Origin of the sequence: Xanthovirga aplysinae (genome assembly GCF_009711365.1) — a bacterium.
In the GTDB taxonomy this organism is placed as follows: Bacteria; Bacteroidota; Bacteroidia; order Cytophagales; family Cyclobacteriaceae; genus Xanthovirga; species Xanthovirga aplysinae.
Genome location: NZ_SMMB01001257.1, coordinates 1 through 15,273 on the forward strand (window position 1 = coordinate 1; position 15,273 = coordinate 15,273).

General features: G+C 37.6%; 12 protein-coding genes and 1 pseudogene. 6 read left to right on the plus strand and 7 right to left on the minus strand.

Annotated features, from left to right (window positions below):
- Positions 1–21: 21 nt before the first annotated feature.
- The 6 genes from E1171_RS19655 to E1171_RS19680 form a co-directional block, all read right to left on the minus strand.
- Positions 22–1,101: a helix-turn-helix domain-containing protein gene (locus tag E1171_RS19655; RefSeq protein WP_155207769.1), complete on the minus strand. Its 1,080-nt coding sequence runs from the start codon at positions 1,099–1,101 to the stop codon at positions 22–24.
- A gap of 163 nt (positions 1,102–1,264) precedes the next feature.
- Complete coding sequence (locus E1171_RS19660; RefSeq protein WP_155207770.1) at positions 1,265–1,846, minus strand: type 1 glutamine amidotransferase family protein; 582 nt, start codon at positions 1,844–1,846, stop codon at positions 1,265–1,267.
- 83 nt (positions 1,847–1,929) lie between these two features.
- On the minus strand, positions 1,930–2,448 hold the full coding sequence (locus E1171_RS19665) for an AAA family ATPase (protein WP_155207771.1): 519 nt from the start codon (positions 2,446–2,448) through the stop codon (positions 1,930–1,932).
- 306 nt (positions 2,449–2,754) lie between these two features.
- The gene (locus E1171_RS19670; RefSeq protein ID WP_155207772.1) at positions 2,755–3,624 is read right to left on the minus strand and encodes a helix-turn-helix domain-containing protein; all 870 of its coding nucleotides are present in this window, start codon (positions 3,622–3,624) and stop codon (positions 2,755–2,757) included.
- A gap of 21 nt (positions 3,625–3,645) precedes the next feature.
- Positions 3,646–4,833: a serine hydrolase gene (locus E1171_RS19675; RefSeq protein WP_155207773.1), complete on the minus strand. Its 1,188-nt coding sequence runs from the start codon at positions 4,831–4,833 to the stop codon at positions 3,646–3,648.
- Positions 4,834–5,128: 295 nt separating this feature from the next.
- Complete coding sequence (locus E1171_RS19680; RefSeq protein WP_155207774.1) at positions 5,129–5,416, minus strand: hypothetical protein; 288 nt, start codon at positions 5,414–5,416, stop codon at positions 5,129–5,131.
- A 388-nt stretch (positions 5,417–5,804) separates the two neighbouring features.
- On the opposite strand from E1171_RS19680, the gene E1171_RS19685 reads away from it, so the two are divergent.
- The 6 genes and pseudogenes from E1171_RS19685 to E1171_RS19710 form a co-directional block, all read left to right on the plus strand.
- Complete coding sequence (locus tag E1171_RS19685) at positions 5,805–6,269, plus strand: hypothetical protein (RefSeq protein WP_155207775.1); 465 nt, start codon at positions 5,805–5,807, stop codon at positions 6,267–6,269.
- Positions 6,270–6,664: 395 nt separating this feature from the next.
- Positions 6,665–7,879 (plus strand): TolC family protein, encoded by a 1,215-nt coding sequence (locus E1171_RS19690; RefSeq protein WP_155207776.1) that lies wholly within the window; start codon positions 6,665–6,667, stop codon positions 7,877–7,879.
- Positions 7,880–7,899: 20 nt separating this feature from the next.
- On the plus strand, positions 7,900–8,247 hold the full coding sequence (locus E1171_RS19695) for a hypothetical protein (RefSeq protein ID WP_155207777.1): 348 nt from the start codon (positions 7,900–7,902) through the stop codon (positions 8,245–8,247).
- 22 nt (positions 8,248–8,269) lie between these two features.
- On the plus strand, positions 8,270–9,784 hold the full coding sequence (locus tag E1171_RS19700; protein ID WP_155207778.1) for an efflux RND transporter periplasmic adaptor subunit: 1,515 nt from the start codon (positions 8,270–8,272) through the stop codon (positions 9,782–9,784).
- A gap of 12 nt (positions 9,785–9,796) precedes the next feature.
- The gene (locus E1171_RS19705; protein WP_155207779.1) at positions 9,797–12,901 is read left to right on the plus strand and encodes an efflux RND transporter permease subunit; all 3,105 of its coding nucleotides are present in this window, start codon (positions 9,797–9,799) and stop codon (positions 12,899–12,901) included.
- A gap of 365 nt (positions 12,902–13,266) precedes the next feature.
- Positions 13,267–14,010 (plus strand): annotated as a pseudogene (locus tag E1171_RS19710) (SusD/RagB family nutrient-binding outer membrane lipoprotein); the annotation flags it as partial.
- Between the two features lie 146 nt (positions 14,011–14,156).
- Here E1171_RS19710 and E1171_RS19715 read toward each other — a convergent pair.
- Positions 14,157–15,273: bestrophin family protein (locus E1171_RS19715; protein WP_246164439.1), on the minus strand; the 1,117-nt coding region annotated here is incomplete at its 5' end.

Below are 15,273 nucleotides of genomic sequence, written 5' to 3' on the forward strand. Positions count from 1 at the left end.
AAAAAAAATACTGGACGTTTTTTACTTGGAGTTTCGATAATCTCGGGGTGTAAGTCCTGTCATTTTTTTGAATATTGAATTAAAAGAAGATTTTGAACTAAAACCTGATTGTTCGGCTAAATGGACAAGTGTATACTTTTCAGCTTCTGATGATTTCAAAAGTTTTTTTACATTTTCAACTCTATGAAAATTAAGGTACTCCGAGAAGCTCATCTGGTACCTTTCCCGGATAAAATCGGAAAGTTCTTTTGAAGAGACTTTGAGTTTATTGGCTAGGTCAGCCCGTTTTAATTTGGAATTCTTAAATATTTCTTCCTCCCCCATCAATCTCTGGAGTTTTATATCAAGAGTTGTTTCTAAACTTAAATTCTTCGAAGAGTGTCTTAGAGGTTTTAGCAAGGTAGAAGCTTGAGAGAAACCTACGAATCCTGTGTAATAAATAAAAATTGAATTAATAATAAGTATAATGGTGTACAACATGAAATTGTCTGTTGCATCAAAACCAACCATAATACTTAGGTTCAGAATGTGAAGGGAAGTGAATAAAAGGAATAGATAACTAAAATATTTCAACCACCTCCAATTCCTCAAATTGTTCTTAGAGGTATCAAGCTTCATTTCTTCTTGATGTAAAAATTTGATAACAAAGAGGGAAAGGACTAAATCAAATATCAAGTAGGCAAATTCATTGTAGGTGAAAAAACCAGTTTTATAAACATCCAACGTAATATCAGTATTCTCACCACTAACAATTAAATAAAACCAGTAGCTTCTAAGGATACCATACAGTACTGCTGGAATAATCAAATAGTATTCTCTTTTAAAATATGCTAGGTTTTGGTATCGTACGTGGTATTTAATAAAAAAGTAAAAACCTACTCCGATGAAATATTTATAAGGTATAGGCCAATTCGTATGAATATTTACCTCCATCATCATTAGGCCATAACTCAAATTAAAATAGGAGATGGAAGCTACAAGGAGAACAAAAAACCAGTAAGCGGGAAGGTTTACTTTTCTCTTTGGAAATAGGTAAAGACACAAAGTGAAACCTTGTATTGCGCCGAACAAGACTATAATATCGAAAGGTCTAAAATTCATGCTAAGACTAAAATTTGAAAAAATGAGTAGCCCCCAGATTTAAGTACTCAAATAAAGTTTGAGAGCGACTGTGGTTTTAGTTTTGTAATTCGGCTACCGGTGATGTGTTTTGGTATGTTCCTTATCGGTAGCACTACATATACAAGGTGTTGCCATTTGACCATTATTCCGTCCAAATACCATTTTTAAATAATTGGAACCACTTTTCAATATCTTTTTCACTATATAAATTAATTTTTGCAAAAATCTCCCTAGCAAATTCTAAAGGAGCTGTACCATTTGCTGTAATAATATTTTCACCAGTTACTGCCGTTGTATTTTCATAATTATTTTCCCCCTTGTAATTTTGTGCTATCGCTTTTAAATAGTTTATATCATTACTTGTATGGCTAATGTTGTCCAAATAGCCGTGTTGACCTAAAAATGTTGTCCCTGTACAGATTGCAGCTATAATCTTTTTATCCACATTCAAGTTTTGGATAAGTATATTAATTCCTTTGATTTCGTTTTTTTCCCAAGCCTCTCCACCAGGCAGAACAAGAGCAGAAACCTCACTGATTTCAATATCTTCTAATGATAAGTCAGGTTTAACCTTTAATCCACCCATTGACGTTATTTCCGAACCGTCAATAGAAAAATATCTGATCTTACACTTTTCACTTTTATTTAATTCAGGGGTCAAATAGGAAATTTCCCAATCGGAAAATCCATTGAAAAGTAAAATGAATATATTTTCTGATTTCAAACTTTCTGATTAAATATTTTTTTAATTACTGATAAGGTTGAGCAAATGAAGTGTTTGGAATTTCAAAAAACTAAATTTCAGACTTATTTTTGTATATGTTTCATTACTTGATTCTTCCGAGACAATGGAGACCCTTGAACCTCCATCACTTCAATACCAAAATCCCAAACTAAATCATGAAGAATTTCATCCACTTCCTTCCTAAGTTGTGGTAAGTCTGATTCATCACATCCAATCCCATCGGGTTCTTCAATAGGAAGAAATACAATTAGGTCTAATTCTGTGATTACATTCTCGACTTTGTGATATAGTAAACTCAGGTAATCAGTATCCAATTCATTTTGAGCCTGGATGTATGCAAGCATATCAATTGGGCATCTATCAAAAATTACATCCTGCTCACTATCAGCTATTAATTCAATTGAAAATTCTAACTGTAATATATAATCATCAAGGGAAGGAATGTCAGAAAATATATGTCCTTCCTCATCCATGAGATAATAAGGCTCATCTTTAAAAATGTACTCTGGAAGTGACCCTTTTAACTCCTCAATTAATGTTGATTTACCCGTTCGGTGTGCTCCAACTACTGCTATCTTCATAAATTTTTACTTTTATTTAAATACAACTCTTGCTGAATTCTCCCCAGTCAAATCCAAATTACAGCCTATCTCTTACTATGAGAATTGTGGAATAGAGTGTATTATTCTTTCCTCTAATCTCAAACCACAACATCGTTTAAATTTATTAAAAGGCGGGACTTTACAAATGCTACCCAATTCTATTAACCAATTTCCGCTAACCATTCATAGGTAATGCTACCCACAATTCAGCTAAACGTCCCAGGCCAAATCCTTTTAAAACTTATCTAAGCTAGCACATTGCATTTCTCTTTGCAAATAGCTTAGTTAGCTTATAACGTTTGAACCCAGGCTATGCGAAGAATTGGTTTTTTCTTTCATTCGAATCATTTCAACCGCTTTATAAATAATCATGATTTCCAGCAATTCGGCTGGGATCAAAATGAATGGCCCAATAAATGATAGAATGACCGAAAGTGAAAAAAGTGCCGCAATAATTTCAAGAAAACCAGCAATTTTGGGCATTTCCCCCAAAGAAGTTGGAAGGCGTGTCAATGAATATCCGTAAATCATTCCAACCACTCCATAAGAAATGGCATATACAAAAATAACCAGTTCAAGATCAATAGAATCAGATAAGATTGAAACAAGATCAAATCCAAAAACCAATATACTTATTCCAATAAATACAGAAGAAATCATTTTTAGTAAATGATCTTCTATTAAAGTTCCAATAATTATAAACCCGCGTTGAAAGAGAACAAATGTAACTACTATACCCACTTTTATAATGGAATATGTGAAATCGCTAAAAATTAACTCTTCGAAGAATCTGGAATATTCTGCTACACCTTCAATAAACCTTAAGATGGTATAGCAGATACCGAAAACCCAGGCGACATTCATGTGCTTGATGTAGTAATCGTCAGATTGATCACCCTCGATCAAAAAGAATTTTCGCAGCCTATTTGAGCTTCCCTTTTTACTTTCGTCTATATCATTGGAGATTTGATCCAAATCATAGTTTAGAGCAGCCAGAATTGTTTTGATTGTATAATCTCGGGGAGTGACTTCTCCCGCTTCTATTCTTTGAATCGTTCTGATACTAATATTGCACTTTTCGACCAACTCTTCCTGAGTTAACCTTTTCGCCTTCCTTAATTCAAATATCTTTCTTCCTAATTCTGGTTGTTTCATTAGACTGTTAATAAAAACTTCTCATATCCATGCCAGCTTAAGAATTATAAACTTTATCAAAATTCCTATACCAGCTAAAATAATTAATTTAATAATACCTCTTATTATATATGGGATAGTTAGGTATGGTCCCAGTAGCAGATAAAAAAATAGATCTTCCCCCAATTTTTCACCATATTCCGAATTGGTGAAAAGAACATACCCCCAATCTTTCGTGGTATTCAATGTAAAAAAACTGGTAAAACCTTCATTATTTCCACCATGTCCGTAGGTGTTTGTAAAGATAAAAGGAAATTTCATGAACCCCAATGTGTATGAAATATCCAAATCATCTGTTGGCACGTTGGAATGAGGTTTTAATAATTCATGATAGCTTTCTTTTGACAGGAGTTCCTCCTTCATTACCCCAATCATCCATTTAGAAAAATCCAAGGGCTCGGAGTGAATAGAAAAAGCTGCACCAAACACACCCTCCTCTTTGTTATTCCAATAGTCTTTTTTCCAATCAATCCACTTTCCATTTTCATCGTAAGGTTCAGCTTTGTACTTTGTTGTGAAAGGGGTCTGAATAAAAACGGTATGTTCCATTCCTAATGGTTGGGCTATTTTATCTTGAAAAGCAACTTCTAATCCGGCCCAATCTGTATTTTCAATATGTTTCAGTACCATGGCCAGGTACTGATACCCTTCCCCTGAATACAGATAATCCGTGCCCGGTTCAAATTTGATTCTTAGTTTCTTATCTGGCTCATTTTCCCGCCAGTTTGGGAAACCGCTCCGGTGACTCAAAACCATTCTGGCCGTTATTTTTTTGTATCGATCATCATAAGCAATGTCTGGATAAGGTAGGTATTCATGTAACGGTTTGTCCAAGTCCAATTTGCCCTCTTCCACATATTTCATTACGAAAAATCCAAATACAGATTTGGACATGGAAGCTCCTTCAAAAATGGTTGTATCCGTTACGGGTATCTTTTGCTCCAGATTGGCATACCCAAAGTTTATGCGATAAACAACTTCACCTTTGTTTATAATCGCAATTGCAAGTCCAGGAATGTTGAATTCCCTCATCTTTGATTCGAGATAACTATTCAGAGTATTTTTTGGAATTGAAAATCCAAAATAACTTTCAACCTCTGTCTCCTTTGAAGAACAGTTGGCAAATAATATTGCTAGTAGGACAAGGATTAATTTATTTAGCTTATTCATTTTATTTAATAAGTTGTAATGTAAAATTCATTTCGGGATTCTTTCCATTAATTTCGTCAGAAATCGATGTGATAATTTGGTTATCCAAAGGACGCCCCTTCCAAAAGAAAGCAAGGGTTTTACTTTCGTCGTATTGCAAAAGATTGGTACCTTCCTTCTTATTTTGTTATTGGATGTACAAACTCTTAAATGACCACTAAGATCCACTGAAGTAACAGTAGTCAGCCTTGTGTTGTATTCCAATTAACTCTTAGGCTTATATTGAGAGTGCCATAAATACTGTCAAAAACCAAATTCAATTTTTCTTCTGAAAGGTACCAATCCCGCTCTGGTTGAAGTTTGGTAAAGGCACCTTTGGAGATTTCAAAATTTTCATGAATTTGAACCAATTCGTAAACCGTTTTTTTTGCAAAATCACAGATGGTTGACCGATAGCAATCTGGTGTGTGAGCAATACTCCCAGATCAAAAAGTATAAAATTCAAGTAACGTAGCAACATAATTTTTGGACCTAATAATTCTGTTCGCAATTTCTGTTCAACTACTAAATCGTCCAAAACAAAGGCCGGAACTTCACCCGTCATTCACCCGTCATTTAATTTAATTAGTTGATTACTCGAACTTTAACGCATTTAGAATTCCATTATATTTTTCATACCACACAGTATACAACCTATGTGCTAATTTCATACTATGTCACTAATTTCAGGATAATTCCAAAGGAGAAGTTTTACCTTGCTGTGGAAAACATTAATTCTTCTTAACCACGCTTTAAGGTCCTTCGAGTAAAATAAAAATCACCCTCACCTTCATACAAATTTATCTTTTTTGCCTAAGTCATCTAAAACAACAATCACCAATACCCCAGTTTAAAACTATCCTCATTAATGAACCTTTCGGGGAGTTTGGCTCCAACTAGTCCTTCCATTAACCTAATTACTTCTTAAAAATAATTTATTATATTTGCTGCTGATGCAGATAAAAACTCAAATAAAAGCCATATTCTTTCTCAGCATTTTCAGTCTGATCATGCTCCATAATGCTTTGGCGAATCTGCATCATTTAACAGAAGATTCCAGTGCTTTGAATGAACATATGGAGGAATCTCATAACGATCACCATCATGATCATTCTCACAGTCATTCTCCTAAAAAAGAACAAAAGCAAGAGTCGGACAGTAACTTCTTTAGAATATTACTAGAAAATCATTCCCATACGAATCATTCACATGCCTTTTTTGAGTTAGGCAATATGGGTGCAAAAAACACCAAAGCAAAATACTTATTAATTGGGGTCTATCGAGAGAATCCTCTAATTTTATTACATACTTTTAAAGAACCCCAAAAAAGATTCCGCCCTTATCATCAAAGATTAAGACCTCGGAAATACCTGTTTAACCCCTCATTAAGAGCACCTCCTGTATTGGTAGTTAGTTGAGCTTTTTTTAAAGAAGACCGTAGGTAAAAAATTGTCTACTGTAATTAAGGTACTGGAATAAGATACTGGGTTACGTTCTCACAACACTTATTCATTGTATTGTAAAAAATTCTCCATACCATTTACAGGCTGAACAATTTCACAACTACACCTGGATTTCTTGATCAAGCTCCCAAAAAATGAAGAAGCCCCTGGCTAGGACTTTGGTCCGCTTTCATTTAATCAACTAACATTTGCTAAATCTCTTAAATCAAATAAGAAACAGGCATAGGTAGCTCCATTTAGGGCTCTACGTAATCCTATTCCAGAAATTCAATAAGATTTATTAAGCAATTATTAAAGATTCCCTTTTGTAAAAGGAATCTTATACTGCGATTTACCTAAAATTTTAATTTATGTATAAACTAATCCTATGCACATTTTGTGCATTCCTGCTATGCTATGGGGTAAAAGCTCAAACCTCTGAAATAAATCAGGTTTTGGGAGAAATAGGGCAAAACAACAAGGAACTAAAAGCTTTCCAAAACTATAAGGAAAGTCAACAACTTGAGTTTAAAACCACTAACAATTTGCCTGATCCACAGCTTTCTGCTTTCTACCTACCGTTCGGAACAGAAGCAGGCAATGAAACGACTGGAGATAAAACCTCCAATTCCACCTATAGGGAATTTCAGGTTTCACAATCTTTTGAGTTCCCAACGGTATATGCTGCCCGGGGAAAATGGATCCGTCAAAAAGAGCAGCAATTGCATTTAAAGTACACTGAGCTTCGACAAAACATATTGCTTTCAGCAAAAAAACATTGCTTGGAGCTAATTTCTCTGCGAAAAAGAAAAGCCATAGAAAATCAAAGGATAAAGCAGGCTAAGAAAGTCTTTGATCAGGTAAAAGAACTGCATCAAAAGGAGCAGCTGGGCATATTAGAGCTCAACAAGGCAAATGTGGCCTGGTTACAAACACAATTTGATATTGATCAAATTGACAATGAAATAAAGTCCACCATGCTTAACCTTCAAAAACTGAATGGAGGAAAATACATCGATTTTAATCCCTCCATATTTACCGAAGATTTGTTATTAGCTCCTTTAGACAGTATTTGGCAAGCTAAATTAAGTAGTGATCCTAACCTCCAGACACTGAAAAGCAATGAGGATGTTTCCTTTCAAAAGCTTAAAGTGGAAGAAAACAAGCTTTTACCCAACCTAACCGTTGGATATAATTCTCAAAACACTATGGGACAAAGGTTTTCCGGTTTTTATGGTGGCATTTCCATTCCCTTGTGGAGCAGTAAAAATAAAATCAAAGCTGCTAAAGCCCAATATCGATATCAGAAATCCCATACTGAGGCCTCTACTACTGAATATTATACCAGTTTTCAGGATCAATATAATCAATATCAGCTTTTGCTAAAAAAATTCCAAGAGTACCAAATGACGCTGGAAGGATTGAACAGCGACGGTTTGTTATTGCAAGCCTATGAGTTGGGAGAAATCTCATTTCTAGAATATCACCTGGAAATACAATTTTACCACCAGGCATACAACAAAATGCTCCAAATGGAAAATAACCTAAATCAATTAAAGTCTGAATTATTAATACATCAATTATAACCCTTTAAACAACTGAAATTATGAAAATCAAAAGTATTATCATCGCTGCCCTAGTTCTTTTTGCTGCTGCTTGTAATTCAAAATCTACAAAGAAAGAAGAGCATGGACATGAACATGCCACTGAAGCACATGGTCATGAACATGGAACTGAAGAAAAAGCACATGACCATGAAGAGGAAAGCCACGGCCATGAGCATGAGGATGAAGGTCATGGACATGATCATGATGACAAAGCAGGGGAGCATGGACATGAGCACGATGAGAATCATGAGCAAGAAGAATTCACTTTGGAAGGTAATTCTTCAGAAAGCAAGGCTGATTCCACTCATCATACACACGAAGATGGCAGTAAACATCATAATCATTAATTAGGATCATTAAGAGAAAAAAATGAGATATATCTTTATAATATTTTTTGCGTTTTTGGCGGCTTCCTGCCAATCTCCAGAAGACCATGGTCACCCTCATGATGAAGAGGGTGGCCATAACCATGCGGGGGAAGGAACACCAACTGAGGATGTAACCGCTTGGACAAATAAAACAGAATTATTTGTTGAATTCCCTGCTTTAGTGGTGAATAAAACGAGCCGATTTGCCACTCACTTGACCATTTTAGATGGGCACCAAGCACTAACAGAAGGTGAAATAACGGTAAGCCTGATTAAAGATGGAAAAGGTATTCGGCAAACAGTAGAAAAAGCCTCATCACCAGGTATTTTCAGGCCTTCCCTGAAGCCTAAAACTGCTGGTGTACATCAATTGGTGTTTGATATTAAAGCACCTTCTTACCAGGACAGAATTGTAATCAAAAAGGTGCAAGTTTTTGCCACTACTGAGGAAGCCAGAAAAAAACTGGGAGGAGAGGATGAAAAAGCAGGGGCTATTAGTTTTCTGAAAGAGCAAGCCTGGAAAATGGAATTCCAAACGGCCCCGGTAATTCAGGGCGAAATCTACGATGTGATTCACACCTCTGGAGTCTGGAAAGACACCCCAAGTGCCAATCGATCGTTGGCAGCCAATGCATCCGGTTTGGCCCATTTTACAATCGAAAACTTGACTGAGGGCACTAAAGTTAAGAAAAACCAACTGCTAATGACCATTAGTAGTAAAGGGTTAGCTACTAACAACCTACAAGCAGAGATAGCAAAAGCCAGGGCAAACTATGAAAAAGCGGAGGCAGAATATAACCGTAAACAAAAGCTGTATGCTTCCAAGATTGTTCCTAAATCTGAATTCGAAGAAGTTGAAAACAATTATAAGCTAAGCAAATTAGCCTATGAAACCTTGAAAGCAGGATATGTGGCAGGTGGAAAGCAAGTCCGGGCTCCATTCGATGGATTTATCAAATCCATTCATGTGAACAATGGAATTTATGTAGAACAAGGAGCTCCCTTAGTGAGCATTGGAAGACAAGGTTCCGTTTTACTGGAAGCCCATGCTAGTTCAACTTATGGTACAGCTCTTAAAACCATCCACAACATTTGGTACCAACCTAAAAACGGACAATGGTCAAACCTTAAGAAATCCGGAGGATCGGTACTTTCTGTCGGCAAAGAGGTGGAAAGGAATAAACCCCTGATTCCGGTCTATGCCGATGTCAATGAAATAGTAGATATGCCGGAAGGTAGTTTTACGGAGGTACAAATTGCTGTAGGGAATCCTCGAAAAAGCATCCTTATTCCTGAAGCAGCCTTATTGGAAGACTATGGGAATTACGCCGTTATTGTGCAATTGTCCGGTGAAAGCTTCGAAAGAAGAAATGTAAAAACTGGAAGAAGAAACGGTGCCCATATAGAAATTACAGATGGATTAAAAGCGGGTGAAGTGGTGGTCACAAAAGGAGTCTACCAGGTAAAAATGGCTTCCATGTCCGGGCAAACGCCAGCACATGGGCATGAACATTAAAATGGAAAAGGTATGTTAAACAAGATATTATCCATATCACTCCAAAACCGTCTTCTGGTGTTATTGGGAGCTGTGATATTGAGTATCAGTGGTCTTTATGTAGCGCGCACCATGAATGTGGATGTGTTCCCTGATCTCACTGCTCCGACAGTAACAATTTTAACTGAAGCGCATGGAATGGAGTCAGAAGAAGTGGAAAAACTGGTCACCTATCAGTTAGAGACCACTTTAAACGGATCGCCTAATGTGAGAAGAATTCGTTCATCCTCCGCAGCAGGAATCTCCATTGTTTGGGTAGAATTTGATTGGGGTACGGATATTTACCGTGCAAGACAAATCGTGAGTGAACGCTTGCAAATGGTAAGTGGAAATTTACCGACAGGCATTGGGGTACCCACTATGGCACCCATCTCCTCTATAATGGGAGAAATCATGCTTTTGGGGGTAAGTTCCGATAACCTTTCCCCCATGGAACTGCGGACTCTGGCAGACTGGACTATCCGTCCACAACTTAAAGCCATTGGAGGAATTGCCAATGTCATCGTCACAGGCGGAGATTATAAGCAGTACCAGGTTTTTGCCGACCCTGAAAAAATGAAACATTTTGGGGTGAACCTGCCCGAATTAATAGAAAAAGTAAAGGAAGCCAATGTGAATGCTCCAGGTGGATTCTTCAATCAGCATGGTAACCAATACATTATAAAGGGAAGTGGCAGAGCCTATGCGGTGGATGACTTAAAGGAAGCTTTGGTCAAACAAGTCAATGGGCAAAGCATCAAAGTAAAAGACGTGGCTGATGTACAAATTGGTACCGCTGACAAAATCGGGGATGGCTCCCTTAATGCTTCCTCTGCTGTCATCATGACTATTTCAAAACAACCGGATGTGAACACGTTGGCTTTGACGGAGGAACTAGATAAAGCCATTGCCGACTTAAATAAGTCTCTTCCTGAAGGGGTAAAGATTCAAAGTCATATATTTCGGCAATCGAATTTCATAGAGGCTTCCATCAGTAATCTGAATCAGACCTTACTGGAAGGTGCATTTTTTGTGGTCCTTGTCTTGTTCATCTTCCTGATGAATTGGCGAACTACCCTGATTTCTTTGCTCGCCATTCCTATTTCCTTATTAGTTTCCATCATTGTCTTGGAATTGTTAGGGTACACCATCAACACCATGAGCCTTGGCGGTATGGCCATTGCCATTGGAGCTTTGGTAGATGATGCTATCATCGATGTGGAGAACGTCTATAAACATTTAAGAGAAAATATTAGGAAGCCTAAGGTTGAACGTTTACCAATATTAACCATTGTAAAAGAAGCTTCAATTGAAATCAGGAGTTCTATTATTATTGCTACTCTCATCATTATTGTGGCTTTTGTTCCCCTATTCTTCTTAAGTGGTATGGAAGGCAGATTATTACAGCCTCTAGGTATTGCTTTTGTTACCTCCGTATTGACTTCCCTGGTGGTAGCTGTTACGGTCACCCCCGTACTTTGCTCCTATCTCTTGGGCAGTGAAAAGGTACTAAATAAACAAGCTGATGGTACAAAAGTGGAACGGTGGCTTAAAAAGCAATATGCCTACTTACTTCAAGGGGCTATGCGTTTTCCAAAAATAATCGTGGGGATGACAGTAGTTGCCTTTCTGTTAAGCTTGGGCCTAACAACCAAACTTGGACGGAGCTTTTTACCGGAGTTTAACGAAGGCTCCTTGGTCATCAGTGTAGTAGGTCCTCCAGGTATGTCTCTGGAAGAAAGCAATAAAACCGGAAGATTGGTGGAAAAACTACTTTTGGAGTTCCCAGAAGTAGAGGTAGTAACTCGCAGAACAGGAAGAGCGGAACTGGATGAGCATGCCCAGGGTGTCAATGCTGCAGAAATTGATGTGCCATTCACCCTTGGTGATAAAAGCAAAGAGGCTTTTTTTGAAGAGGTCCGCGAAAAACTGAGTATCGTACCTGGAGTAAACATTACCCTAGGCCAACCCCTGGCACACAGGATTGACCATATGCTTTCCGGTACCCGCGCCAATATTGCGATAAAAATATTTGGTCCGGATTTACAGCAACTCTATGAGGTAGGCAAAAATATAGAACAAAATATAAAACCTATTGAAGGCCTGGCTGACGTAGCTGTTGCCCAACAAATTGAAGTTCCTCAGATCAAAATTACACCAAGGCGCCAGCTATTAGCAGCCTATGGTATGACCGTTGGAGATTTAATGGAACAAGTAGATATTGCCTTAGCCGGAGAAGAAGTAGGTGAGATCTATGAAGGCCAAAAGTACTTTGATCTAGTGGTACGGTACAAAGAAAACTTCAGGAATAAAATTGAAAAAGTCAAAGCAGCGCTTATAAGTTTACCAAATGGTGGCACTCTTCCATTGAATCAGCTGGCCACTGTATATTCGGCTAGTAGTCCAAATACAATAAGTCGGGAAGATGTTCAGCGTAAAATTGTGGTTGCGGCCAATGTGCAGGGAAGAGACTTACGAAGTGCGGTGAGTGAAATACAAGAAGCCATCAACAGTACCATTGACTTCCCTGAAGGGTACCGAGTAGAATATGGAGGACAATTTGAAAGTGAAGCCAAAGCCTCTCAATTATTACTGATCACAGCAGGGTTGGCCATTCTAGTCATCTTCCTCCTGTTGTACTTTGAGTTTAAAAATATTAAACTGGCTTTCGTAGTATTGATCAATTTACCTTTGGCGCTAATCGGTGGAATTCTAATCGTTTACTTTACTTCCGGGATTGTAAGTATTGCTGCCACCATTGGGTTTATCAGTTTATTTGGCATTACTACCCGTAATGGTATTCTGCTGGTTTCTCGATACGAAGACCTGAAAAAAGAAGGTAGAGACCGATTGGAACTAATTAGGGAAGGGGCTTTAGACAGGCTCAACCCTATCCTGATGACAGCATTTACTACTGGATTGGCCCTTATTCCCCTTGTTTTGAAGGGAGGAGAACCTGGTAGTGAAATCCAAAGTCCAATGGCCGTGGTAATCCTTGGAGGACTTTTGTCAGCAACGATTTTAAATTTGCTTGTTATCCCTTGTGTTTATCAATTGGTAACAAGTAATAAAAAAGAACCTTCACAGGTGTTGGCTTAGTCCTTGATTAATTCTTCAATTTTCGCAAAATGACATAAGAAGATCTTATGTCATTTTGTGTTTTTTAAACACAATTTTCCCATACTAAAATACATACTCTATCTCCCATTTACCTTTTTCCTCTCCTCCAAACACCCTCCTCAATTAAATAAAAAATGAAAGCTTTTCATTTAGAATGATCTTCCTGTTGAACATTAATTTCTACAAAACCCGAGCAAAAGGACAATCTTATATCCAATTATTTCCATTTCACCTTTCACCTCTCACATCTTATTTCAAAATAATTTAGGAAACACTCAAACGGTTAATTGCTTCACTCACCATCTTTTTTTTCAGCCTCTCTCAGTTAAAACCTTTCTTTACACCTTTCTAAGATCAATGAAGCATCCGCAGCCTCTGATGCCTTAGCAGCCTTAAAAGCAGGAGGATTCAATAGTAGTGCTGATAATGCAGCATTTAAATTTAGTGAAAATGGAGCAAATCCGCTGGCACAATTCAATTCGAATCGAAAAGGAGATATGGGAATGGGAGAATTTATCATAGATCTTATGAATGAAAAAGAGGATCCCCGTATAAACTTATTATTTACACCAAATGCCGACGGTCAAGTGGTGGGTTGGCCAGCCAAACTTGAGGATCGCGTTACTGGGTTTGCATATGCAGAACTTGGCCCTTACTGGGCCAATAAAGAAACACCCTTTCTATTTGCTTCTTTTTCTGAGGCGAAATTCATAGAAGCAGTAGCCTTAGTACGTTCGGAAGGGGTAAATGAAGAAGCCAATGAAGCTTTTAAAGCTGCAATAGAAGCATCAATGCAATGGGTTGGTGTAGAGGAAGAAGCTATTGCTTTTTATATTGAGGAATTAAATTTGGCCGACACAAAGGAAGCAGCAATTAAACAAATAATAGAAGAAAAATATGTGTCTTTGTTTAATCATCCGGAAGCGTTTAATGACTGGAGAAGAACTGGATATCCGGAGTTAACTCCCACCACTGACAACTTTGCAGATATGCCAAGAAGGTTCCCATATCCACAAACGGAAGTCGATTTTAATGTAAACACCCCAAAAGAAAATGGCTTAACCCAAAGAGTTTGGTGGGATAGTTAGGATAAGTTTACATATCGGAACCTCTAGCCCAATTTTTTAAGGTGACAAAAGAAATACCTCTTGGAAAGCCCAAACGGTTTGACAAGAGGTATTTTCCTTTATGAAATTAAATTTTAAAACACTAGAAGTAGATTTTTAAAACCAACTCACATCAAAATACTATTCTCTGCTTCTACTGGTTTCGGCAAATTTTCTTCATCCAACAAATCCCTCAAGTCGATTTCAATAGTACGGCTTAAAGCAGTCATCGGGATGTCATTGGCGCCTCCTTCGAACGGGTTTTCAGTGGCCTCTCCTATTTTTTCCATGGTATGAAAAACCCAGGACACCAATGCACTAAATGGAATCGTCAACCAGGTAAAAAACTCTCCAAGCTTTTCAAATTCCTGAAGCATCCCAAAGGGAATGAGCAAAACAAAAAGCCAAACAAAATACTGATTAAAGGTAGAAAACTGCCTTGGGTAAGGAAAATTCTTTATACGCTCACACTTTCCCTGAAGCGTATAAAATTCCTTCAACATATTTTCCATTTCCATATGTCGAAAGTCTTCAATCAATCCTTTATCCAGCAATTCCCTCAGCTCTTTCGATTGTAGACCAATAAGCTGTGTAGCCTTATTTTTTTTAGATAAAATATACCCCTTCTCTCCCTTTGAAAGAAAAGAATTAAATTCCTCCTTCAAGCTCTTCTCGTGTTCAGGAATAGTGTAATTATTTTTGTACTCCTTTGCATGAGGTTTCTCCATATTCTCCCAGGCTTTAGCTTCCCTCAGTTGATGCCTAAGAGCCGCCAACCAGGCCATATGTCGGTAGAGCATCTTTTTGTGAATAGCCTTCAGCTCTTCCTCTTCCAGAGGAATTTCAGCATGCTTATTCGTCACAAAATCCTTTACCATAATGCCCCAAGTCCTACTGGCATTAATAATTCCACCCCATACTTTTCTGGCCTCCCAAAGTCGGTCATAGGAAGCATTGTTTTTAAAACCAATTAAAAATGCTACCGCAGTACCCACCAAGGCAATTGGTAGCCAGGGAATAGCCAGCCACTTAAAACCTAAAACCTCATAAAGAATTACTGGCACCAATGCCAATAATACAAAAATCAGGGTCTCTCTCCTTGTCCATAAAAACACTTGTTTCAAAGTGTATTTCTTTCCAACATGCATAAGATTTTTTTTAAAATGATTGCTTTTTTCATCCGAATTAACCCCCCAATAATACTGCTTCACCAACATAGTTAGAGAATGGGCGGGGGGATTCCTG

Bases quoted from the DNA above. Each gene is read 5' to 3' on its own strand.
- E1171_RS19665 (WP_155207771.1), bottom strand. From the start codon at position 2,448: ATGAAGATAGCAGTAGTTGGAGCACACCGAACGGGTAAATCAACATTA.
- E1171_RS19685 (WP_155207775.1), top strand. From the start codon at position 5,805: ATGCAGATAAAAACTCAAATAAAAGCCATATTCTTTCTCAGCATTTTC.
- E1171_RS19655 (WP_155207769.1), bottom strand. From the start codon at position 1,101: ATGAATTTTAGACCTTTCGATATTATAGTCTTGTTCGGCGCAATACAA.
- E1171_RS19695 (WP_155207777.1), top strand. From the start codon at position 7,900: ATGAAAATCAAAAGTATTATCATCGCTGCCCTAGTTCTTTTTGCTGCT.
- E1171_RS19680 (WP_155207774.1), bottom strand. From the start codon at position 5,416: ATGACGGGTGAAGTTCCGGCCTTTGTTTTGGACGATTTAGTAGTTGAA.
- E1171_RS19690 (WP_155207776.1), top strand. From the start codon at position 6,665: ATGTATAAACTAATCCTATGCACATTTTGTGCATTCCTGCTATGCTAT.
- E1171_RS19670 (WP_155207772.1), bottom strand. From the start codon at position 3,624: ATGAAACAACCAGAATTAGGAAGAAAGATATTTGAATTAAGGAAGGCG.
- E1171_RS19705 (WP_155207779.1), top strand. From the start codon at position 9,797: ATGTTAAACAAGATATTATCCATATCACTCCAAAACCGTCTTCTGGTG.
- E1171_RS19700 (WP_155207778.1), top strand. From the start codon at position 8,270: ATGAGATATATCTTTATAATATTTTTTGCGTTTTTGGCGGCTTCCTGC.
- E1171_RS19675 (WP_155207773.1), bottom strand. From the start codon at position 4,833: ATGAATAAGCTAAATAAATTAATCCTTGTCCTACTAGCAATATTATTT.